Here is a 20,306-nt window from a genome sequence, read left to right on the forward strand (position 1 = left end):
CCCTCCTTACGACATTTGATCCAACAGCTGCAAAATTCTTTCCTTTGCTTTTATCCCTTCTATTTCCGTACCTATACAAGACGGACAGCCGTCATGACAAGGACAATGTGTAATCAGTTGTTTCGCAGCTTCATTAATGTCTGAAAAACGTTTAAAGACTTCCTCCGCCAAACCGATACCGCCCGGATAATGATCATATAAAAATATGGTTGGCAATCCGGTATGGGCTGCTTTGATTTGAGAAACAACATGAACATCATTTCGATCACACATGATATACACAGGGACAATATGCTGCAGCACATTCGAGATGCCAAGAAGCAGCTGTTCCAGTGTCTTTTCCCCGATGTCTTCATCCGCTGTTTTGATTTCGAGCCAAGCTGCACTTGTATGCAGTTCTTCTTCCGGCAAATGAATAGGTCCAGACCCAATATTTTCAAAAGTGGTCATTTTTATTTTTTTAAAAATGGTCGGCAGGGCATTGACAGTGACGTCTCCGTAGTGCAATGACGTACGGCTTTTTTCTTTCGTTTTATCGATTTCTAATACCTTCAGCTGAACTGCCAGGTTTGCATCCGTATAATATTCGACATCGACTTTTCTGACATACGCCTTTTTATGGTCCCAATCGAGCTTCTCAACTTGATACTGAACGCCTTCATGCAAATAAATTGCTTCATCATGTAAAAGCGTCATCGCACTAAAACGGTCCATTTCACCGATAATCCTTACATTTGCAATATCCGACTGATCAACTATAACGACATTTTCCTGGGAGGCGGAACGCAAACTGATGTTTGAAGCAGGGAACGACTCACTTGCCCAATGGTACCGTTCGCCGTTGCGGTGAAGAACAGCCTCTTCCTCAAGATACTCAAGAATATCACTGACTTCTATGGGTCCAAATTCTTCATCAGCTCTAAAAGGAAGCTCATAAGCCGCACACTTTAAGTGGTCTACTAAAATAATCAAATTCTCCGGATTGATTCTTGCAGATTCCGGCGAACGATTAAAGAAATATTCAGGATGCCGCACAATATATTGGTCAATCGGTGTTGAATTGGCTACCATGATAATCAAAGATTCACCGTGTCTTCTGCCGGCTCGTCCCGCCTGCTGCCAAGCACTTGCAACACTTCCGGGATACCCCGTCATTACACACACTTGCAGCTGGCCGATATCAACACCAAGCTCTAAGGCATTCGTACTTACCACTCCTAAAATGTCGCCTTCTCTCAGGCCTTTTTCGATTTCTCTTCGCTCTTTCGGAAGATAGCCTCCCCGATAGCCTCTGATTGATTTTGTTCCAATCTCTTTTTTCACAAGCTCCTGAATATGGCTTAAAATAATTTCCACCCGAACTCTGCTTCTGGCAAAAACAATGGTCTGCACTTTGTTTTTAAGGAACTCTTTCGCCAGTTCATTCACTTCTGCGGTTGCGCTCCTTCTAATATTCAGCGGTTTGTTCACAATTGGCGGATTGTAAAACACAAAATGCTTGCGTCCGCTCGGTGCGCCGTTGTCATCAACCAGCCGCATCGGTTTGCCTGTCAGCTGCTCTCCCAATTCCTTTGGGTTGGCAATTGTTGCGGAAGTACAAATAAAAACCGGATCACTTCCATAAAACCGGCAGATCCGCTTTAGCCGCCGGATCACATTTGCTACATGGCTGCCGAACACACCTCGATACGTATGAAGCTCATCGATGACGATATACTTAAGGTTTTCAAACAAACTGACCCATTTCGTATGATGCGGTAGAATGGCAGAATGCAGCATATCGGGGTTTGTAATGACAATATGACCTGCTTTTCTCACCTTTTGTCTGATTGCCGGAGACGTATCCCCGTCATATGTAAAGCTTTTAATATCAATGCCCATTTCATCAATAATTTCATTTAACTCGCTCTTTTGGTCTTGTGCCAGCGCTTTAGTCGGAAATAAATATAACGCCCGGTTTGTTTCATCTTGGGCGATGGACTGCAGGACTGGGAGGTTGTAGCATAACGTTTTTCCTGATGCTGTTGGCGTTACGGTAACGATGCTCTCTCCTTTTTGCACATATTGAAAAGCGGAATATTGGTGAGTATATAGTTCATCAATGCCCCTTTTCGAAAGGGCCGCTTTGATTCTCTCGTCTATACTTTCGGGCATAGGCCTTGTTTTTGCTTCCCGAGGCTCAATTTCATGCCAATTCACAACGTTTTCATTTCCTTTTAAATCAGAAATGAGTTCAGTCAGTGATTTCTTTTTCATTCTTTACACCTCTTTGTCAAGTACAGTTTACCGAATATTTGTTTGCATGGCTAGGTGCAAATTTTATACAGTTGAATAAAAAAAGCAAGGCATACGCCCTGCTTATTTCGCTTTTATTGTAAGGAGCTTTGATTCGCCTTTACGAGCAGCCTTTTCGCCTGCCGGTACAATTGATCCTACAGCCTCACCATTCATTATAACGATTGGGATGACTGTGCTGCTCGCTTTTTCTTTTATTAATTCCAAATCACATGTAATCAGCGGGTCACCGACCTTCACTTTATCCCCTTCTTTAATGTGGGCAGTAAATCCTTCTCCGTTCATATTGACTGTCTCCAGCCCGACATGAATTAACAGCTCAATTCCCGAGCGAGTCCGAATGCCAACGGCGTGTTTGGTGTGGAAAATCTGAATGACTTCACCTTCAGCGGGAGAAACGATTTCACCGCTAGAAGGTTCTACCGCTATTCCTTCTCCCATCATTTTCTGTGAAAAAACAGGGTCCGGCACATCTGACAGGTCCATTACTGTACCGTCTGCCGGAGAATAAATAACCTCTTCTGTCACCTTTTCCTGAGTTTTGCCCATTCCGAATAATTTTTTCAGCAATGTATTTTCTCCCTTCTCATTCACTTCAACCGTTATCCCTTCATTCACCACTATTTAACCACACTTTCAATTTTGCTTCAATTTATAACAACATCTGGCATAGACGCATAATCTGGTTAAAAAAGGCGGTGGCGAAATTGGAATTCTATGATGACAAAAAGAACGAACTGCAAAAGAAAGAAGAAATCATAACGGAGGCAATCGACACTCTTTTTCAATCCTCAGCGTTCGGCAACCTTATAAACGGATTTCAGAACCTGATCAACTCGAGTTTAAAGGATGTGCAGACGACCATACATGTCAGAGAAAAAGATACTGGGCTGTATATCGATATTACCATACCGGCGACGTTTCGAGATGGCGAGATCGTCGTTGATGTTAAATCGAGGTATCTCCATGTAACACTCCAAGAAAAACAGAAACACCAAAATGAGGCTACCTTTACAAGCATGACAAGAACAGTTCAGCTGCCTTATGAAGTTCGCCAAGAAGATATGGAAACGTCTTGGAACGAGCAGACAATGACACTTTTCTTTCCAAAAAATAAGCATGAATGAACGATTCATTCATGCTTCTATCATTTAAAAAAGCTGGTAAATCCCTTTATTAAAGATCCGACCTGATTCATTGCACTCATTACTTGACCTGTCGTATCCATCATTTTATTAAAATCAAATTGCCCATTGGCTTTTTTGAACTGCGACATAATGCTTTGAAATTGCGAAGGCTGCTGTTGATTAGGCCTTGGGATAGGATAAGGGTTAGAAAATACAGGCGGCTGCATAGGCATAGGCTGGATCGGAGCATAGGGCTGATAATAATCCTGCTGTCCATAATGCTGCTGAGGCAGTTGTTGCTCTAAATAACCGGGTGCAGCCTGCTGATAATATCCTTGCATTTGCTGAGGATAATAATAGCCCATTTGCCCAGGATAGCTTCGAGAGCTCCTGTTCATTGCGATTCCCCCCTAAACACAACATATTTCTCTTCTATATATGTATGAATGACTTCTATTGTTTGTGTCACAAGTGATGATTAGCATTTGTCAAATTGTGTCGAAAGTTTAAATTTTTTAAAAACAGAAAAAAGTCGAATCATTATGGTACCATATTTTCAATACAGATGAGAGGGGATGCACCATAATGAACGTATCATACTTAAGCAAACGTTTTGCAGAAATGAAGAAATATGAAACAGACTGTATGAATAAACTGATGGACTTTGCCAAGTTCCTCTATATTCAAGGACATCTCAGCATAACTGAGTTTCGTAACAGTATGAAGGTTCTCGAAGCAAATGGAGCAGAAAGCCCGGCATATGAGATGAATTAACGTCCGGCCCCCTATAAAAACGAAAAGAAGACAGCCTTTTACCGGCTGTCTTCTCTTGCAATTTCATCCTTTACTGCGTGCAATGTATAAAGGACTGACTCAGTGATGTCCTTGAATCGTTTTTTATGAATATGATGAACATATGATTGAAGGACCAATTCCAGGAAATTATCTTTTACGGTCTCAATTTGCTCTTTATGCACATATTTTGGCCGGCGGACTTTTATCAATTCAAGAGCACCCTCTGCCCAGCGGGCCGCCAGTTCATCATTCTCTTCAACTGCAGGCTTTATCGTCTCAAAAAAATCATAAGAATGATTACTGTTTTTTCCTTCCTGATACCGATCAGCGCCTTTTTCAGCAACTTCAATCATTTGCTCGGTCATTTCCAGCAATGTTTGTGATAGCAATACCTTTCACCTCAATGCCTATCGTACCAAATTTCACTCACAAATTCAGCCGATGCGGTATACCTTCTCAAACGCATACCTGTGTTCAGGCGATTGATACAGCTCATTTATACAAATATGAAGATCTATGATTTCTTCTTCAAGCATACTTAGGCGATCGTTTTCCGTTTCCTGCATCTCAGCCTCTAATGCATTTACAGAATGATTCAGGCTTTGCTCAGCTCGCGTTAATTCATCTTCTATATCAGAAAGCATACGGAGAATATCTGTCTTGCATACATAACCGGACATTCGTGTACCTCCCTTTCCTTGTCTCTCCCGGTTAACATTCTTTGCTCTCAAGGCTCTTTCCTTCCTCATGACAAAACTAGAAGCAAATCGCCAAACAAACAGGTATTCCACGAAAAGCTGAAGTTTTCGACAAAAACACCCGCAAAAATTGTATGATCCTCCTCCTTAATGCAAACGATACTTGTGAGGAGGTGCCGTATGAAAACAAGACCGAAAAAAGCCGGCCAGCAAAAAAAGACTGAATCAAAGGCAATCGATTCTTTAGATAAAAAATTAGGCGGCCCGAACCGCCCTTCTACGTAAGAAGCAAGGAATTTCCTTGCTTCTTTATTTTTTCAGCCACTGCTCCACCGCGAAAAGCGCATGAAGCTGGCGCTTTTTATGTAAATACCAGTCTGTCAATTCAATCTGCTTCGGCAATTCCTCGCGCCTAAAGAACGTTTTCTTTATCTTTCCATGAAACCAATCTGTTTTCGTTCCGTCTAATGAGTGGATTAACTCAGGGTAGCATGTCCTTAGCATAGGAGATGTTCTTTTTGTAATCCCGATCATCTTTTCCATATCAAAACGTGAACCTGAGTGCGGCACTGTGTGCAAAAAGTGATAAAAAGAGGAGAACAATTCTGGCTTGAACAGCAATTGAGACAGCTGCTTTCCCAGCCTTATCCTTTCCTCCGCCTTTGAAAAGCGTTTCACTGAAATGCCGTAAAGAAACCCATTTGAGGAAGGAAAAATAACGGTGTTAAAATGAAACCAGTCACTTAAATAAAAAGGAATCGTGTCAAAAACATTCTTTTTAAACGAAGGATTTTGTATAATAGGTGTTTGGATAGTGTTTTGTTCATTTATAATGAGGGCATACATTAGCCGCTCCGTATTTCGCTCATGCCAAAAACGGGTCCATTCTTCCGACATAAATTGTGAGACGCCAAACACATGCAGAAGATGAAACAGCGGTTTCCCGACTCTTTTTGACCAGTGGTATAAAAGAAGCTGCGGATAGGCATCCGAAAAAATAAGCCAGTTCGCTCTTTCATAGGCTAAAAAGAACCATTCTTGCTGTCTCTCACGGAGTCCAAGCTGAAACAGACTGCCTTTTAAGTCAGTCATTGACCAGCCGGCATTACGAGAAACGAAAGAAGCCAAAAGCGACCATTTGATTTCCGGATGACGGTCGTAAAATGCTTTATAAGCATTTGTTCTTGAAATGTTATCCGCGTTTTTTATTTTTGTCTGCCGCTCAATCCGGCTCAGAAGCTTTCTGATGGTCTGTTGTTCTTGCACGTTCATTCACTTCCGTCATGATTAGTTTAATAAGGAGGATGAGAAAGTGATTCGGTATCCTAACGGAAAAACATTTCAGCCGAAACATTCGGTTTCATCCCAAAACAGTCAGAAAAGGGCCCCGTCTTACAGTAATCGCGGAATGACCCTCGAAGATGACTTAAACGAAACGAATAAGTATTATCTGACAAACCAAATTGCCGTTATACACAAAAAGCCGACACCTGTTCAAATTGTAAATGTCCATTATCCAAAAAGAAGTGCCGCAGTGATTAAAGAAGCTTACTTTAAACAATCATCGACAACAGACTACAATGGGATTTACAAAGGGCGGTATATTGATTTTGAGGCGAAAGAAACGAAAAACAAGACCTCTTTCCCCCTGCAGAATTTTCATGACCATCAAATCGAGCATATGAAGCAGGTAAAGGCTCAAGACGGTATTTGTTTTGTTATTATATCCGCTTTCGACCAGGTTTATTTTTTGGAAGCCGATAAGCTGTTTTATTTCTGGGACAGAAAAGAAAAAAACGGCAGAAAATCAATTCGAAAAGATGAGTTGGAAGAAACAGCTTATCCGATTTCTCTTGGATACGCACCCAGAATTGATTATATTAGTATTATTGAACAGCTTTATTTTTCGCCATCATCTGGTGCGAAAGGTTGATTAACGAAAGGTTGAGATGTTATGTCAGATCAATTTAACAGCCGTGAAGCTCGACGAAAAGCGAACAGCAAGTCGAGTCCTTCACCGAAAAAAGGCAAGAAACGAAAAAAGGGCGGATTGTTTAAAAAGACCCTTTTCACTTTACTCATTCTGTTTGTTTTAGGCGTAGTCGGCGGTGCTGTTACATTTGCCGTCATGGTTTCTGATGCGCCGTCCCTTGATGAAAGCAAATTGAAGACGCCTTATTCATCAACGATTTATGATAAAAATGGAAAAGAGATCGCCGAAGTCGGCGCCGAAAAACGTACCTACGTCTCGATAGATGAAATTCCCGATGTTGTAAAAGAAGCCTTTATCGCGACAGAAGACGCTCGTTTTTATGAGCACCACGGGATTGACCCTGTCCGTATCGGCGGTGCTTTAGTTGCCAACTTTAAAGACGGCTTCGGGGCTGAAGGCGGAAGTACGATCACCCAGCAGGTCGTCAAAAACTCCCTTCTTTCACATCAGAAGACGTTGAAACGGAAGGTGCAGGAAGTATGGCTTTCGATTCAGCTGGAGCGCAATTACTCTAAAGATGAAATTTTAGAAATGTATTTAAACCGGATTTATTTTTCTCCTAGAGCATACGGTATCGGAAAAGCGGCGGAAGAATTTTTCGGCGTTACAGATTTAAGCAAATTGACTGTCGAACAGGCTGCGACGCTTGCAGGAATGCCGCAAAGCCCGACAGCGTACAATCCCGTTAAAAACCCGGATAAAGCGGAAAAACGACGGAACATCGTACTCAGTCTGATGAAAAAACAAGGATTTATTTCTGATTCTCAATATAACAAAGCGAAAAAAGTGGCAGTGAAAGACGAAGGCGTCGTGTCACAGAAGGAATATGAAAAAGCAAGTACAAACAAATACAGCGCATTTGTTGAAGAGGTTATGAAGGAAATTGATGAAAAATCTGATGTCGATCCATCTGCTGACGGATTAAAGATCTATACGACATTAGATACAAAAGCACAAGATAAACTAGATGAATTAATGGACGGAGACACCGTCGGATTTACTGAAGGCATGCAGGGCGGCGTTACCCTTCTCGATACGAAAACCGGAGAAGTGCGGGCGATTGGCTCCGGAAGAGATTCTACGGTTGGTGGCTATAATTACGCGACCCAAGCCCAGCGACAGCCTGGGTCTACCATTAAACCTATTCTCGACTACGGTCCAGTGATTGAAAATAAAAAATGGTCAACTTACGAGCAAATTGATGACTCAGCTTACACGTATTCAGATGGAACACCTATTCGAGACTTTGACCGTTCCTATAAAGGGGTCATGTCTATGCGTGAAGCCCTCGCCCAATCACGTAACATTCCGGCTCTAAAAGCATTCCAAGCAGTCGGAAAAGATGCAGCAGTTGATTTTGCTAATGGACTGGGGCTCGGATTAAATAAAGAAAAAGTGTATGAATCATATTCTATCGGAGGATTCGGAGAAGGTAATCCCGGTGTCTCTACTCTAACTATGGCTGGAGCATACAGTGCATTCGGAAATAACGGAACATATAACGAACCGCATTTTGTAAAGTCTATTGAATTTAACGATGGCACAAAGCTTGATTTAACACCAAAATCAAAGTCAGCAATGAGCGATTATACTGCGTTTATGATTACAGATATGCTGAAAACAGCTGTTAAAACAGGTACTGGACAGCTTGCACAAGTTCCGGGAGTGGAAGTTGCAGGTAAAACAGGTACAACAAACTTTGATGAAGCGGATATGCAAAAATACAATATCGCACAAGGCGGGGTACCAGATTCTTGGTTTGTAGGATATACACCTCAATATACCGCTGCTGTTTGGACAGGTGTAGATTCTCAAAATAAGATAGGAAAAAAATCTTTAAATAAAACAGAGCAACAGATTGCAAAGCGCATCTTCGCCCAGCTCATCGCCGATGTCGATGACGGAAGTGGATCATTTGAGAAACCTGACAGCGTAGTGGAAGCCTCTGTAGAAAAAGGCTCAAATCCTGCAAAACTGGCAGGGCCAAATACGCCAAGCGATAAGAAGCTCACAGAGTACTTTGTTAAAGGCACAGCTCCTTCTACTGTTTCTAAAACATATGAGAAAGAAGAAAAAGAGGAAACAGCTAAATTGTCTGGTTTAAACGTGAAATACGATAAAGACAATCAATCTTTAACGTTAAGCTGGAATTATGACGGAGATGCGACCTTTGCTGTAAAGCAATCTGTTGACGGCGGCAGCTACTCGGAAATTCAAAACAGCTCTGCAAAAGAGGCAGTCATTTCGGGTGTGCAGCCAGGATCTGTATACAAATTCGAAGTAACAGCCGTCAGTGATGATGGCAAAAGTACAGCTTCCACATCCTATGAGGTGCCAAAAGCTGAAGACGATGAAGATAAAAAAGACCAGCAACAAACGGATGATGAAAAACAAGATGATGAGAAGACTCAGGATGATACACAAACTGATGATTCTCAAAAAGATGACGGTCAGACGGATCAAGATCAGACAGATGATTCAACAAACGATCAAGATAAAAAACAAGACAATACGAACACCAATCCGTCCGACAACAATAACCAAGACCAATCAAACAATAGTAATAACAATAACAGTAATAACAGCAACAATCAGGATACGTCGGATGGTGATTCGAACTCAGATACAAATGACTCAACAGGTACTGACACGAATAAAAATAAAACAGACACATCTAATAAAACACAAACAAACTCATCATCAATTGAAAAAACAAATTAACCAAAAAAGCCGTCACCTTTGGGGTGATGGCTTTTTTGGTACACAATAAAAAACCTCCCGTTTTAACAGGAGGTTTTATCGATTCATCGCATGATACTTATAAAAATGCTTTTTCATTTCGGTAATCAGCTCATCAAGCTGAATAAAGCAATGGTATTGGGTCGGCTTAAGAAGAATAAATTCCACTCGTTCAGCCCAATTAATCGGCTTTGCGGGATATGATTTCTCCCTCAGTTCTTGCCAATCGAGCGATTGCACCGGCTCACCTGCTGTCCAATGTAACGAAGCCAGCAAACACACAATGCCCTTTAACATTTCGTTTTGGTCACATCTCGATTTTCGTGTTTGAAAGACTGGGAGAAGTGATGCTTTGATGTCATCCCACACTTCAAATAAAAGCGGAACGTATTTCCCGCTGTCCTCCCATGGCAAATCGCCTTGTAATTCCGTGCAGAAATCAAAATACACGGGATTGGTCTGCAAGGTTTTCTTCATATCCGAGGAACTCTTCTGGCCAAGACTGCGCAAGTATTGCTCATAGGAAGCCAACACTTCTTTTGCTTGCGTCATCGTTTCACCAGTCCTTTTTTATCCCTCTTCTGCCCTTCTCTGCACAAAGAAAGCAGCGGGCACTCCGCACAGCGCGGAGATTGGGCTTTACAGTGATATCTGCCGAAGAAAATAAGCCGGTGATGCGTAACGGACCAGTCTTCTTTGGGAACCTTGCGCATCAGCGTCTTTTCAACTTCCAGCACCGAGTCCTTCCACCGGCAAATGCCCAATCGTTTGGTGACTCTCTCCACATGGGTATCTACGGCAATGGCCGGCACGCCAAACGCAACGGATACCACTACGTTTGCGGTCTTTCTCCCGACCCCTGGCAGTTTGACAAGCTCATCGCGGTCTCTCGGTACTTCTCCGCCGTAATCTTCAATAATCATTTTACTCAGCTTTTGAATATTTTTCGCTTTATTACGATATAAACCGATTGATTTAATATCCTGCTGAAGCTCTTCCAGCGGAACAGCCAAATAGTCTTCCGGCCGTTTGTATTTTTGGAATAATGTTTTGGTCACTCTGTTTACAAGTGCATCTGTACATTGCGCAGATAAAGCAACAGCCACCACTAATTCAAAAGGATTGGAATGAACCAGTTCACACTCCGCATGAGGAAACATGTCACCTATCTTGTCTAAACAGAATTCAATTTGTTTTAGATTTAACACGATTGTCACCTTTTCACTTTATTGTTCAAGCCAATTGTAAAAAGGAACCTGCCTTTTATACTCTTTTTGCGGTTCATTCTGCTTTGCTTGTACACGCCGGAATTTTTGGCTGTGTATTTTTGCCTGCTCCACAGTTTTAAGCCCGTTTTTCTTCCATTCAAACAAAATGCGGTCAATGTAGCGGAAACTGAGTTTTCCTGATAGTACAGCCTCTTTTAACGCGTGTTTGATCAGTTGTGCATCATGCTGATCTTGGTCCTGCCAGATCGCCAGCGTTTCACACTCCAAAGGCGATAACGGCCTTGCGAACTCTTCCTCAAAAATGGTATAAAGGCTTTTTTGTTCCCCTTCTGCTTTTCTTTCCTGTGTTTGATTCTGTGCAAGCTGAATATACTCGTACAGCTTCCCCCATAAAGGCTGAAGAGAATATTTCTCAAATTTGATGCCGTTTTGATCCTCGCATTCTTCAATAAACAGAAAGCCTTTTTGAATAAACATCCGCAATCTGTTTGTGCATTCTTCAACAGAAATTGACATACCTTCCTGCAGTTGATTCGGTGTAGGAAAATATGATCCTTTTTCTAAATGCATTTTAATTTTTAACAGCAGAATAAGTTCTGTTTCATTAAGCCCAAGCTGTTTATAATGCGTGAGCAGAAGATTGGGAATGGTTGATGTTCCCTGCTCCTGCATATCAATAAATTGCTGTTTTTTCATCGTCACACCTCTTACTGTAAAGGATTGTATTGCCCCTTTACTGTAAAAAGTCTCCCTTACAGGAGACTCTTTTTTGTTTCATTTGAATGTATTACGGATACAGACGGTTTAACAGTCTTGGGAACGGAATCGTTTCACGAACGTGAGGTGCTCCGCTGATCCAAGCTACTGTCCGCTCTAATCCAAGGCCGAAGCCGGAATGAGGAACTGATCCATATTTTCTAAGTTCAGCATACCATTTATATGCGTCAGAATCCAGTCCATGTTCTTTAAGACGCGATTCCAAAAGTTCCATATCGTGAATCCGTTCAGACCCGCCGATGATTTCTCCATAGCCTTCCGGCGCAATCAAGTCAGCGCAAAGCACAACGTCCTCACGGTCAGAAGCCGGCTGCATATAGAACGGTTTTAAGGACGTCGGATAGCGAGTGATGAATACCGGTTTGTCATAGTGTTCAGCAATCGCTGTTTCATGAGGCGCTCCGAAATCATCTCCCCACTCGATATCGTCAAAGCCTTTTTCTTTCAGAAATTCAATCGCTTCATCATACGTGATTCTTGGGAACGGGGCTTTGATTTGCTCAAGTTTTGACGTGTCTCTTCCCAATGTGTTTAATTCAATTTTACAATTTTTAAGAACTGATTGCACGATGAAAGAAACGTAATTTTCCTGTACTTGAAGGTTTTCTTCAAATTCTACAAACGCCATTTCAGGTTCGATCATCCAGAATTCGATTAAGTGACGCTTTGTTTTAGACTTTTCCGCTCTGAATGTCGGTCCGAAAGAGAATACTTTTCCTAAAGCCATTGCCGCAGCTTCCATGTAGAGCTGGCCGCTTTGAGACAGATATGCATCTTCATCAAAGTACTTTGTCGCAAAGAGTTCTGTTGTTCCTTCAGGTGCGCTTCCAGTCAGAATCGGCGGATCCACTTTTACGAAGCCTTCGTTATTAAAGAATTCGTAAGTCGCGCGAATGATTTCATTACGGATTTTCATGATCGCATGCTGGCGCTTTGAACGCAGCCATAAATGTCTGTGATCCATCAAAAATTCCGTTCCGTGTTCTTTTGGTGTAATTGGATAATCGGTCGCTTCGTGAATGACTTCAATATCTGTCACAGCAAGTTCATATCCAAGCGGAGAACGCTCGTCCTCTTTGACAATCCCTTTTATATAGAGCGACGTTTCCTGCGTCACTGATTTAGCTGTTTGGAAAATGCTTTCTTCCACTTCCGCTTTTACTACGACACCCTGAATAAAACCGGTACCGTCCCGAAGCTGTAAAAACGCAATTTTCCCGCTTGAACGCTTATTAGCGACCCAAGCTCCGATCGTTACTTCCTCACCTACGTGCTTGTACACTTGGTTGATTGTTGTTTTCAACATATTTCCCTCCAAAACAAGAAAGACATTCGGAAGCTCAATGCCCCGCGAACTCTTTTATCATCACTTTATTATACCCGCTCTTAACTAACCGGGTCAATGCAGATAAAAAGCGGCTTTTCTGTCAGCCGCTTTTTGATCTGTTAGCTATGTTTTTCTACAAAACGCTTGATTCTTTCAATGGCTTTTTCAAGAAGATCTAACGATGTTGCATAAGAAAGACGGACATTTTCAGGAGAGCCAAATCCGGATCCTGGAACAATCGCAACTTTTTCCTCCTCGAGAAGCGCTTTAACAAATTCATCTACATCTTTGAAACCGCAAGATTGAGCTGCCTCTTTTGCATTCGGGAACAAGTAAAAAGCACCTTCCGGCTTCACACAGCTGAACCCTGGGATTTCTATGAGCTTTGCATAGATCGTATTTAATCTATGTTCAAATGCTTCTCTCATTTCTTCCAATGGCTCAGAAGGCCCGTTATAAGCCGCAATCGCTCCGTATTGTGCGATTGATGTCGGGTTTGACGTGCTGTGGCTTGCAAGGTTCGTCATCGCTTTAATAATGTCTTCAGAGCCTGCCGCATAACCGATTCTCCAGCCTGTCATGCTGTGGGACTTCGATACGCCGTTTATAATGACCGTTTGTTCTTTCAGTCTGTCTGACAGCTGTGCAATGGAAACATGTTTCTTTCCGCCGTATGTAAGTTTTTCATAAATTTCATCTGACACAATCAAGATATCATGTTCAAGGCACACTTCACCGAGTGCAGATAGTTCTTCTTTCGTATACATGACACCAGTCGGGTTGCTTGGAGAGTTAATAACGATTGCTTTTGTTTTTTCCGTAATTGCATTTTTCAGCTGCTCAGGCGAAATTTTGAAGTGATTTTCCTCAAGCCCTTCTACATAAACAGGCTTTCCGCCAGCGAGTTTCACCTGCTCCGGGTAGCTTACCCAGTAAGGCGTTGGAATAATAACTTCATCTTCTTCATCCAAAATCACTTGGAAAAGGGTATACAGAGCATGTTTGGCACCAGTGCAGACAATAATTTGAGACGGTTTGTATTCAATATTCTGGTCGCGTTTAAATTTCTCTGCAATGCTGTTTTTCAGTTCAGCCAAACCACCGGAAGGCGTGTATTTCGTATGGCCCTCGTTCATCGAACGCACAGCGGCATCAATAATATGCTGCGGTGTATTGAAGTCAGGTTCGCCTGCTCCTAAGCCGATGACATCATGGCCTGCGGCTTTCAGTTCTTTCGCTTTCGCTGTGATTGCCAGTGTGGTTGATGGTGTTAATGCGGATACTCTTTTTGCCAGTTTCAACTTGAACTCCCCCTAATTCGTCTTAAGGCGTGATATTTTTGAGAATCTTTCCAGTTGTAAAGTCCACATAACTTAAACTGTATTGCCCTTCTTTGTCTAAGTACGTCACTTCCCAAAGCAGGACGTTTCCTTCTCTTGCCAGATGAACCTCTTTTTGCTTTGAAACCAGCCCTTCATCCTTTATGATTTTCGCCGCTTTGTCTTCAGAGATTCCCTCTTTCGCTTCTTTTGAGAGAATTTTTGCTTTTTTATCAGCAGGAACCCAGACATATATTGCAGTGCCTTTTTTATCCGTTCCCTTTACAACATAATATTTTTCTTTTCCGACAAATGTTTCGACTTGATCAACATTGGCGAGATCGGTTTCTTTTTTAGCTTCAGCAGCTGCTGCTTCATGCCCCTCTTCCTTTTGTGCCATGGCTGATTTATAAATGCTTGCCGAGACAAGAAGTACTGCTAAAAAAATAATACCAAAAATGACGGTAAATATTAATGCTTTTTTTCTCATCTTCTCACCTACGTACGATAAATGGTAAAAACGGCTTGGTTTTTGTTTTCTTCATCCAGCGCAAGGCCGAACATCAGATTGTCTCTTTTCAGTGTACGATTCAATGTGTCCACAATTTTATACAGATCATCAGAATGCTCTACATTAATTGTTGAAAGAATTTCGATTTTACTTTCCATTTTTTCATCCTCCAGTTTGAACAAATATTGTTAGTCATACTCCATTTCAGGACACGCCATACTAGTATCACAGAGCGGGAAATCCGCTTTTAAATAAAACACCATCCTACTCCCACACCGCAAAAGCCGCTTTAAGCGGCTTTTATTCTTTTTCCCCTGCAACATAAGCTTCAAGCTCGCTGTCAGTCATTTCGGATACTGAGGTTGTCGGCAAGGCATCAAGAAACAGCCGGCCGTAACCAGCGGTTTTAATCCGTCTGTCCAATATCATAATCGTTCCTTTGTCTCCCGCAGAACGCAGCAAGCGTCCGATTCCTTGCCTGAAGGTCAGCACAGCTTCCGGTAATGACACTGTTTGAAACGGATTCTTTCCTTTTTTGCGGGCAAGCTCACATTTTGCAGCATGAAGCGGGTGATCAGGGGACCGGAATGGGAGCCTCACGATCATTACTGTTGTCAGCTCATCACCAGGGAAATCAACGCCTTCCCAAAAATGATTTGTTCCGAGCAGGATCGCCTGATTGGATGTTTTAAAAGTCTTCATCAGTTTGCCGGGACTTCCGCCTGTAATCCCTTGTGCCAAGAGCTGAATGCCGGAAGCACTCATGTTATGCTTAAGCTCCTGGTGAACCTTTTTCAGCATATCATGGGATGTAAACAGCACAAGGATTTTAGGCTGTTTTTCCTTTGCCATCAGTTCGATATAACGGGCTGTATCCTGTATAAATTCAGGTTGCCCTGTATCCTGAATTGATTTCATTTCCTTTGGAATCATCACCTGCATACGCTCATCATAAGAAAAGGGTGACTCAATTCTCATTGTCCGCGGGAAAAAGTCACTCAGTCCCAGTCGTTCAATCATAAATTGAAAAGAACCTTCGACTGTAAGGGTTGCAGATGTCAGCACCACACTATTTTTGCGCGCGAAAAACTGATCAGCCAGAAGTTCACCAGGTTCAAGAGGCTGTGCGTAAATGGCCACTGCATTTTTCGCACCCTTTGCATCTATTTCAATCCAAACCGCTTCATCGTCATCAGACCCAAAGAAGAGCTTCTGCAACGTCTGACAGTAATGCTGCAAGCCTTTCATGCTTCTTTGGTATTCATCGGCTAAAAAGACGGTTTTGCTCTTCATACCCTTCAAATGTTTTTCCATCAGGGATGACTGCGCCTCAAAAAGCTGCTGCAAATGTGTCAGCATGGAACAAAGCCTCTCCGCACCATCCGTTAAGATCGACCAGCTTTTATCCTGGCTTTCTTTGTTCACCTTAAACACTAGACGGTTCAAGTCTTCTTTAGGTTTTCTTCGTTTGACAAAAGAATGTACAGAGCTGAAGAAAGCATCACTTTCTGCTTGAACGTGCTGAAGCCACTCTTCCAATTCGAAAAATGAATCAACCGGCAGGCTGTTTCGCTGGAATAGCTGTCTCATCTTTTTTAGAAGTCCCTGCTCCTTCAGAGTGCCGATTCTGCTCAATTTCGTATGCAATTCTATGTACGTGGCTCTTTTCCCTAAATGTTCGCTTGCCGCACGTTCAAAATGGTGTGCTTCATCAATAATAAATGTGCCGCTTTCGGGAAGCCTTTTTTTCTGACTGCCTTCATCGGTCAGCAAAAGGGAGTGATTAGTGATCACCAAATCGGAGCGCATAGCAATCTGTTTGGCCCGCTCGTAAAAACCGATCACATGCTCACTGCGACTTCTTTTATAGGAGTCATCGTCATAAGCCAATCTGTCCCACAGCAATTTTCCGCCTGAAGGCAAATTCAGTTCCGCTACATCTCCTGTATCTGTCTCTGTCAGCCAAACGAGAAGCTGTGCCTTCGTCAGTACGGCATCATAATTATCATCTTCTTCATGAAGCACCTGCTCAAATTTATACAGGCATAAATAATGCGATTGCCCTTTTAAAATCGCCGCTGTTACCGGAAATGGAAACAGATCTTGGACAATCGGCAAATCCTTTGTGAGAATCTGCTGCTGTAAAAGCGTCGAATACGTGCTGATTATGACCGGCTTTTTTGATTTCTTGGCAAAAAGCGCAGCCGGAATAAGATAACCAATCGTTTTTCCGATGCCCGGAGGAGCTTCAATCAGCGCATGCTCACGATTGGCAAACGCATCAGCCACCTCTCTCATCATCATCATTTGGCCGTCTCTTTTTTCATACCCAGGCATTAACTCTGACAGCGCTTTTTCATTTCCCGCTTCCCAGCTTTCGATCTCAAATGAGAAGTTCTCGTCCTCATTTATACGAACATCGATAGCTTCAGGTTCTCTGACAGAAAACGAAGAAAAGCGCGTATAGCCCGGTATCTCGGTATGTCTGTTTTCATTAATGAACATATCCAACAAATGCGTCAGATCACTGATGAAATGCTGCGAAAGCCTTCTTAACTGCTTTAATGTCGGATAAGGAAGCTGCCGCAGCTTTTCAAGGATTTCCAAAAAAATAAGCCCTGTCACTTCAGCATCGCTGTCAGCCCGGTGCGGCTGATCATGCCGCAGCTGAAGCTCCTCGCTTAATTCCGTCAGCTTATACCCTTCAAATCCCGGAAAAACAATGCGTGAGAGCTCGACAGTATCAAGCACTTCACAATCTGGGAGCTGAAAGCCCGCCTTATGTAGCTCATACTTGACAAATCCAAGGTCAAAATGGATATTGTGGGCGACAAAATAAGCGCCGTCAAGCAATTGGAATACTTCTTCAGCAACTGCTTCAAATGGCTGTTCATTCTCTACCATTTGATTAGAGATTCCAGTAAGCTGCTCAATAAAAACAGGGATTGATTTATTTGGATTAATGTATTTTGAAAACCGCTCAGTAATTTGTCCATTTTCGATTACAACCGCTGCGATTTGTATGATTTTATCGCCTTTCTTCGGCGAATTCCCTGTTGTCTCTACATCTATAACAACGAACCGTTGCTTATTCATTAAAATGGACACCTCAATTCTTGCATACGACAAAAGTGTAACACGTTTTGTACGGAAATGGAGCGGCAAAACCGTTTTACTCTCAAAATCTTAAAAGAAAACCCCCGATAAAGGGGGCTTTTCTTCTACAAAATTGTACGGGCTGGTTCGTTCCCCAGCATTTGTTCAATTTTGTTTTGATCATTCAGAACAGCCACTTTCGGCTCGTGGCTTGCCGCTTCTTGATCAGACATCATTTTGTAGGAAATAATAATGACCTTATCTCCTTCCTGCACAAGGCGTGCGGCTGCACCGTTTAAGCATATGACGCCGCTTCCCCGTTTACCAGGAATAATATACGTTTCAAGACGTGCTCCATTATTATTATTCACAATTTGTACTTTTTCATTAGGAAGCATTCCCACAGCATCAATGAGATCTTCATCAATTGTAATGCTTCCCACATAGTTTAGGTTTGCTTCCGTAACAGTTGCCCTGTGAAGTTTGCCGCTCATCATTGTTCGATACATATTATATTCTCTCCATTTCTCGAATATCAATAATGATATTATCTATTAAACGCGCTTTTGAAAAAGCAACTGCAACAGCGAGAATCATCTTTCCAGCAATTTCATTCACAGGCTCGAGTTCCGGATAGGAATAAAGCTCTACATAGTCTATGGTTCCGCTTGTCGTTTCAATGATTTCTTTTGCAGCTTGTATCACCGCTTCAGGATCTCTTTCACCGGCTTGGATAAGTTCTGCACTTGTTTGAAGGGCCCGATACAGCTTAGGCGCTTCTTTTCTTTCCTCAGCAGTTAAGTATACATTGCGAGAGCTTTTGGCTAAGCCGTCTTCCTCTCTGACCGTATCAACAGCAACCAATTCAATATCCATGAAAAAGTCGTTGATTAAGCCATCAACAACAGCTACCTGCTGCGCATCCTTTAAACCGAAATAGGCACGAGTCGGCTTGACTAGATTGAAGAGCTTCGTCAGTACGATCGCGACCCCGTCAAAATGTCCTTCTCTTGAGCGCCCGCATAACACGTCTGTGCGTCTTTCTACATGAATCGTGACATTCTTTTCACCGGGATACATATCATGAGCATCTGGCGTAAAAAGAATATCGACTCCGGCGTTTTCTGCAAGAGCTGCATCCCGCTCAATATCGCGCGGATATGCTTCAAAATCTTCATTAGGGCCGAATTGTGCAGGATTCACAAAAATACTCATAATAACGGCGTCGTTTTCTTGTCTTGCTTTGTCTGCTAAGGTTAAATGCCCCTCATGCAGAAACCCCATCGTCGGAACAAATCCGATTGACTTGCCCTCTGAATGGTATTGTTTTATGGCTTCTTTCAGCTGTGAAATATCAGTAATCTGTCTCATCTTATTTTCCCCCGTACAAGCCGTCAAGCACTGTCTGGTTCATTTGAAAGGAATGCTTTTGTTCAGGGAAAGCACGATGTCTTACATCCTGAACATATCCGCTGATTGCTGTTTCGATGGTTTCATCAATGCGCGTATATTGCTTTACAAATTTAGGTGTTCTCTCAACACCGTGGCCAATAATATCATGATAAACGAGAACTTGTCCGTCTGCTTTCACACCAGCCCCGATTCCAATGACCGGTATGCTTAGCGTCTCGGCAATTTTGGCTGTGAGTTCTGCCGGCACACATTCCAGCACAAGCATCATAGCTCCTGCTTCTTCGCATTTTATACTGTCTTCTATTAATTTTTTGGCGCTTTGTTCGTCTTTGCCCTGTACTTTATAGCCGCCCAGTACGCCGACTGACTGCGGTGTCAAACCTAAGTGACTGACTACTGGAATGCCTCCAAGCGTCAATGCGCGAATGGATTCAAACACGCCTTCTCCGCCCTCAAGCTTCAGTGCGTCAGCTCCGCTTTCCTGAACGATAGCCGCTGCATTTTTCAGCGTTTCTTCCTTGGACAGGTGATAAGACATAAACGGCATATCTGTCACAATAAAGGTATTCGGCGCACCCCTTTTAACGGCTTTTGTATGATGGATCATGTCCGCAACTGTCACACCGACAGTTGAATCAAGGCCGAGGACGACCATTCCAAGTGAATCACCGACTAAAATCATGTCAACTCCCGCTTGTTCAGCAAGTTTAGCTGCCGGATAATCATAAGCGGTCAGCATGACAATCGGTTCTTCAGACTCCTTCATTTTTAGAAAATCCAGTTTTGTTTTCATGTTTTCTCCTCCTCATGTTTAGAGGAGATGATCTGCCGTTTTCTTCTGCAAGCCAAAAAACCTTCCGTTACAACGAGAAGGATTCTTCACTTTCTAAAGTTCGGCGAGTTTCATCCCTCTGTCCCAGTCCTTTTTTGGATCAAGGCAGACTGCTGCAATGTCTATCTATTTTAATAATAGGTGCAGTTCGCAGG

At 42.6% G+C, this 20,306-nt stretch carries 22 protein-coding genes; 5 read left to right on the plus strand and 17 right to left on the minus strand.

The features are described 5' to 3' along the window. Positions 1-6 precede the first annotated feature (6 nt). Both mrfA and NYE49_RS11105 read right to left on the minus strand, forming a co-directional pair. Positions 7-2,256, minus strand: a complete 2,250-nt coding sequence (gene mrfA, locus NYE49_RS11100; protein ID WP_342410225.1) for an ATP-dependent helicase MrfA — start codon at positions 2,254-2,256, stop codon at positions 7-9. A gap of 102 nt (positions 2,257-2,358) precedes the next feature. After that, on the minus strand, positions 2,359-2,865 hold the full coding sequence (locus tag NYE49_RS11105; RefSeq protein WP_015483368.1) for a PTS glucose transporter subunit IIA: 507 nt from the start codon (positions 2,863-2,865) through the stop codon (positions 2,359-2,361). 137 nt (positions 2,866-3,002) lie between these two features. Here NYE49_RS11105 and NYE49_RS11110 point away from each other — a divergent pair, with 137 nt between their 5' ends. Next, a complete protein-coding gene (locus NYE49_RS11110) occupies positions 3,003-3,422 on the plus strand; it encodes an Hsp20/alpha crystallin family protein (protein WP_015714150.1) in 420 nt (139 codons plus the stop codon). Between the two features lie 20 nt (positions 3,423-3,442). Here NYE49_RS11110 and NYE49_RS11115 read toward each other — a convergent pair whose 3' ends face one another. Then, on the minus strand, positions 3,443-3,820 hold the full coding sequence (locus NYE49_RS11115) for a YppG family protein (protein WP_342410226.1): 378 nt from the start codon (positions 3,818-3,820) through the stop codon (positions 3,443-3,445). Between the two features lie 187 nt (positions 3,821-4,007). On the opposite strand from NYE49_RS11115, the gene NYE49_RS11120 reads away from it, so the two are divergent. Further along, entirely contained in the window at positions 4,008-4,196 is a 189-nt protein-coding gene (locus NYE49_RS11120; RefSeq protein WP_003230690.1) for a YppF family protein, read from the plus strand. A gap of 38 nt (positions 4,197-4,234) precedes the next feature. Here NYE49_RS11120 and NYE49_RS11125 read toward each other — a convergent pair whose 3' ends face one another. Together NYE49_RS11125 and NYE49_RS11130 are read right to left on the minus strand one after the other, a co-directional pair. Continuing rightward, on the minus strand, positions 4,235-4,606 hold the full coding sequence (locus tag NYE49_RS11125; RefSeq protein ID WP_021481525.1) for a YppE family protein: 372 nt from the start codon (positions 4,604-4,606) through the stop codon (positions 4,235-4,237). Between the two features lie 45 nt (positions 4,607-4,651). Beyond that, a complete protein-coding gene (locus NYE49_RS11130) occupies positions 4,652-4,897 on the minus strand; it encodes a YppD family protein (protein ID WP_342410227.1) in 246 nt (81 codons plus the stop codon). 198 nt (positions 4,898-5,095) lie between these two features. On the opposite strand from NYE49_RS11130, the gene sspM reads away from it, so the two are divergent. After that, on the plus strand, positions 5,096-5,200 hold the full coding sequence (gene sspM, locus NYE49_RS11135) for an acid-soluble spore protein SspM (RefSeq protein ID WP_003225606.1): 105 nt from the start codon (positions 5,096-5,098) through the stop codon (positions 5,198-5,200). Between the two features lie 24 nt (positions 5,201-5,224). Here the strand turns inward: sspM and NYE49_RS11140 are convergent, their stop codons facing one another. Continuing rightward, positions 5,225-6,187: a DUF2515 domain-containing protein gene (locus NYE49_RS11140; protein WP_015383945.1), complete on the minus strand. Its 963-nt coding sequence runs from the start codon at positions 6,185-6,187 to the stop codon at positions 5,225-5,227. Positions 6,188-6,227: 40 nt separating this feature from the next. Here NYE49_RS11140 and recU point away from each other — a divergent pair, with 40 nt between their 5' ends. After that, positions 6,228-6,848 (plus strand): Holliday junction resolvase RecU, encoded by a 621-nt coding sequence (recU, locus tag NYE49_RS11145; RefSeq protein ID WP_004399067.1) that lies wholly within the window; start codon positions 6,228-6,230, stop codon positions 6,846-6,848. Positions 6,849-6,869: 21 nt separating this feature from the next. Continuing rightward, a complete protein-coding gene (locus NYE49_RS11150) occupies positions 6,870-9,629 on the plus strand; it encodes a PBP1A family penicillin-binding protein (protein WP_047182791.1) in 2,760 nt (919 codons plus the stop codon). 75 nt (positions 9,630-9,704) lie between these two features. Here NYE49_RS11150 and NYE49_RS11155 read toward each other — a convergent pair whose 3' ends face one another. The 11 genes from NYE49_RS11155 to panB all read right to left on the minus strand — a co-directional run bounded on the left by NYE49_RS11155 (position 9,705) and on the right by panB (position 20,112). Continuing rightward, positions 9,705-10,199: a YpoC family protein gene (locus tag NYE49_RS11155; RefSeq protein ID WP_047182792.1), complete on the minus strand. Its 495-nt coding sequence runs from the start codon at positions 10,197-10,199 to the stop codon at positions 9,705-9,707. Then, complete coding sequence (gene nth / locus NYE49_RS11160) at positions 10,196-10,855, minus strand: endonuclease III (protein WP_015483371.1); 660 nt, start codon at positions 10,853-10,855, stop codon at positions 10,196-10,198. The genes NYE49_RS11155 and nth overlap by 4 nt, the downstream gene beginning before the upstream one ends. Before the next feature lie 18 nt (positions 10,856-10,873). Beyond that, entirely contained in the window at positions 10,874-11,572 is a 699-nt protein-coding gene (dnaD, locus tag NYE49_RS11165) for a DNA replication protein DnaD (protein WP_004398499.1), read from the minus strand. Between the two features lie 91 nt (positions 11,573-11,663). Further along, on the minus strand, positions 11,664-12,956 hold the full coding sequence (asnS, locus tag NYE49_RS11170; protein ID WP_004398777.1) for an asparagine--tRNA ligase: 1,293 nt from the start codon (positions 12,954-12,956) through the stop codon (positions 11,664-11,666). A 143-nt stretch (positions 12,957-13,099) separates the two neighbouring features. Continuing rightward, entirely contained in the window at positions 13,100-14,281 is a 1,182-nt protein-coding gene (aspB, locus tag NYE49_RS11175) for an aspartate transaminase AspB (RefSeq protein WP_047182793.1), read from the minus strand. A 22-nt stretch (positions 14,282-14,303) separates the two neighbouring features. Continuing rightward, positions 14,304-14,789, minus strand: a complete 486-nt coding sequence (tseB, locus tag NYE49_RS11180; protein ID WP_015383951.1) for a cell wall elongation/penicillin-binding protein regulator TseB — start codon at positions 14,787-14,789, stop codon at positions 14,304-14,306. 8 nt (positions 14,790-14,797) lie between these two features. Then, the gene (locus tag NYE49_RS11185; RefSeq protein WP_003225588.1) at positions 14,798-14,968 is read right to left on the minus strand and encodes a YpmA family protein; all 171 of its coding nucleotides are present in this window, start codon (positions 14,966-14,968) and stop codon (positions 14,798-14,800) included. Between the two features lie 142 nt (positions 14,969-15,110). Beyond that, positions 15,111-17,906, minus strand: a complete 2,796-nt coding sequence (dinG, locus tag NYE49_RS11190; protein WP_174616716.1) for an ATP-dependent DNA helicase DinG — start codon at positions 17,904-17,906, stop codon at positions 15,111-15,113. 125 nt (positions 17,907-18,031) lie between these two features. Next, the gene (panD, locus tag NYE49_RS11195; RefSeq protein WP_003225586.1) at positions 18,032-18,415 is read right to left on the minus strand and encodes an aspartate 1-decarboxylase; all 384 of its coding nucleotides are present in this window, start codon (positions 18,413-18,415) and stop codon (positions 18,032-18,034) included. A gap of 1 nt (position 18,416) precedes the next feature. Beyond that, positions 18,417-19,277, minus strand: a complete 861-nt coding sequence (gene panC, locus NYE49_RS11200; protein ID WP_047182795.1) for a pantoate--beta-alanine ligase — start codon at positions 19,275-19,277, stop codon at positions 18,417-18,419. Position 19,278: 1 nt separating this feature from the next. Beyond that, positions 19,279-20,112 (minus strand): 3-methyl-2-oxobutanoate hydroxymethyltransferase, encoded by an 834-nt coding sequence (gene panB, locus NYE49_RS11205; protein ID WP_047182796.1) that lies wholly within the window; start codon positions 20,110-20,112, stop codon positions 19,279-19,281. Positions 20,113-20,306 lie beyond the last annotated feature (194 nt).

The organism is Bacillus sp. FSL L8-0358 (assembly GCF_038593095.1).
In the GTDB taxonomy this organism is placed as follows: Bacteria; Bacillota; Bacilli; order Bacillales; family Bacillaceae; genus Bacillus; species Bacillus subtilis.

Coding starts and splice junctions, on each gene's coding strand:
- panB (WP_047182796.1), bottom strand. CDS start 20,112: ATGAAAACAAAACTGGATTTTCTAAAAATGAAGGAGTCTGAAGAACCG.
- mrfA (WP_342410225.1), bottom strand. CDS start 2,256: ATGAAAAAGAAATCACTGACTGAACTCATTTCTGATTTAAAAGGAAAT.
- dnaD (WP_004398499.1), bottom strand. CDS start 11,572: ATGAAAAAACAGCAATTTATTGATATGCAGGAGCAGGGAACATCAACC.
- NYE49_RS11140 (WP_015383945.1), bottom strand. CDS start 6,187: ATGAACGTGCAAGAACAACAGACCATCAGAAAGCTTCTGAGCCGGATT.
- panD (WP_003225586.1), bottom strand. CDS start 18,415: ATGTATCGAACAATGATGAGCGGCAAACTTCACAGGGCAACTGTTACG.
- NYE49_RS11155 (WP_047182792.1), bottom strand. CDS start 10,199: ATGACGCAAGCAAAAGAAGTGTTGGCTTCCTATGAGCAATACTTGCGC.
- tseB (WP_015383951.1), bottom strand. CDS start 14,789: ATGAGAAAAAAAGCATTAATATTTACCGTCATTTTTGGTATTATTTTT.
- sspM (WP_003225606.1), top strand. CDS start 5,096: ATGAAAACAAGACCGAAAAAAGCCGGCCAGCAAAAAAAGACTGAATCA.
- panC (WP_047182795.1), bottom strand. CDS start 19,277: ATGAGACAGATTACTGATATTTCACAGCTGAAAGAAGCCATAAAACAA.
- NYE49_RS11185 (WP_003225588.1), bottom strand. CDS start 14,968: ATGGAAAGTAAAATCGAAATTCTTTCAACAATTAATGTAGAGCATTCT.
- NYE49_RS11115 (WP_342410226.1), bottom strand. CDS start 3,820: ATGAACAGGAGCTCTCGAAGCTATCCTGGGCAAATGGGCTATTATTAT.
- NYE49_RS11120 (WP_003230690.1), top strand. CDS start 4,008: ATGAACGTATCATACTTAAGCAAACGTTTTGCAGAAATGAAGAAATAT.
- dinG (WP_174616716.1), bottom strand. CDS start 17,906: ATGAATAAGCAACGGTTCGTTGTTATAGATGTAGAGACAACAGGGAAT.
- NYE49_RS11150 (WP_047182791.1), top strand. CDS start 6,870: ATGTCAGATCAATTTAACAGCCGTGAAGCTCGACGAAAAGCGAACAGC.
- NYE49_RS11130 (WP_342410227.1), bottom strand. CDS start 4,897: ATGTCCGGTTATGTATGCAAGACAGATATTCTCCGTATGCTTTCTGAT.